This window comes from Parcubacteria group bacterium CG10_big_fil_rev_8_21_14_0_10_36_14 (assembly GCA_002772895.1).
In the GTDB taxonomy this organism is placed as follows: Bacteria; Patescibacteriota; Patescibacteriia.
Map to the genome: position 1 here is coordinate 1 of PFCS01000038.1, position 1648 is coordinate 1648.

The window sequence follows — 1648 nt, forward strand, 5'->3', positions numbered from 1 at the left end:
GAAGATTGGCAGGCAACAATTTATGATGGACAAGGCGAATTGCCAACAGCCGACAAATGGTCACTTGAACTCATCAAGTAGAATGAAAGGGTATAAATTAAAATTAAACATTTTAACAATATTAGGCCTGTGTTTTGCAGGCCTAATTATTTTTTGCGCAATCTATTTTTTATTTTTATCTTGGGAAAAAACTCGGAGTAATCTTCATTTATCAAACCCTATTGAATTGGATTTTTTTGAAACAGCCTTTAAATTTAATAAAAAAGAACTTAAATTGGAGGATAAAAATATTGTAGCCGGAATAATTCCTCACCATTTATTAGCGGCTGATTTGATAGCGGAATTTTTTTATAATCTACGAGACGGGGATTACGATATCGTTATTTTGATTGGACCCAATCATTTCAATACCGGAGATTCCGAGATTATTACCTCGTCTTATAATTGGCAAACCCCATATGGGATTTTAGAATGTGATAAAAAAGATTTAAAAAAATTACTTGAAACAGACGATATTCATATTGAAGAGGGTGTATTTGAAAATGAACATTCAATAAATAGCGAGGTGTCGTTTATTAAAAAAACTTTTCCCAAAGCAAAGTTTTTGCCAATTATTTTAAAATCAAGCATTGATAGCACCGAGGCGGAAAACCTGGCTGAAAAGCTTTTTGAGTTGAGTAAAAATAAAAAAGTATTGGTTTTAGCGAGCGTTGATTTTTCTCACTATAAAGATAGCCCAACGGCGCAAAAAAATGATAAAGAAAGTATCGGCGCAATAGATGATTATGATTTTGATAAAGTTTATAACTTGGATATTGATTCGCCAGCTTCTATATATACATTACTAAAATTTAGCCGATTAAGTGGCTCTGAGTTTGAACTTTTAAATAACTCTAACTCTGCTATCTTGGCTGATAAACTATATATAGAAAGCACTACAAGTTATGTAACTGGATATTTCACAAAATCAAACTCTGCTCCAAAAGCAATTAAGATGTTATTCTTTGGCGATATGATGCTTGACCGAGGCGTTGATGAAAAAATAAAACAATATGGGCTAGATTATATTTTTGGACAACTGGATAAAGAAAGTTTTTATAAAGGATATGATTTGATATCAGCAAATTTAGAAGGTGCCGTAACAAATAACGGAGAGCACTATGCTCCAGAAAAAGAGTTTGATTTTGCTTTTAAGCCGGAAATAATAGCCGATCTTAAGAAATACAATTTTAATTTTTTTAATTTGGCCAATAATCATTTTGGCGACCAAGGCGCGCAAGGTATAAGCGAAACATTAAAAAATTTAGACGATATAGGATTTAATTATGCCGGATGTGGGAATGGAATTATCTCAGACTGCAGTAGTAAGATACTCATATTGGAAAATAAAAAAATAGGTATGGTTGGACTAACTGCGTTTTGGGGCGAATTTGATTTAGAAAAAGCAAAACAGAAAATAAGCGAAATAAAAAATAAAACTGATATAGTAATCCTTAATGTGCATTGGGGAGAAGAACTCGATACGCAATTTACAAGCTATCAACAAAAAATAGCTTACGCTCTTATTGATTACGGCGCGGATTTGATAATTGGTCATCATCCCCACGTTGTACAGGGAATAGAGACTTATAAAAATAAGCTGATTTTT

1 protein-coding gene is annotated in these 1648 nt (G+C 32.5%); it reads left to right on the forward strand.

Translation table 11 applies throughout. The features are described 5' to 3' along the window. Positions 1-82 precede the first annotated feature (82 nt). On the forward strand, positions 83-1648 hold a 1566-nt coding region (amrB, locus tag COU51_02705; GenBank protein ID PIR66671.1), incomplete at its 3' end, for an AmmeMemoRadiSam system protein B.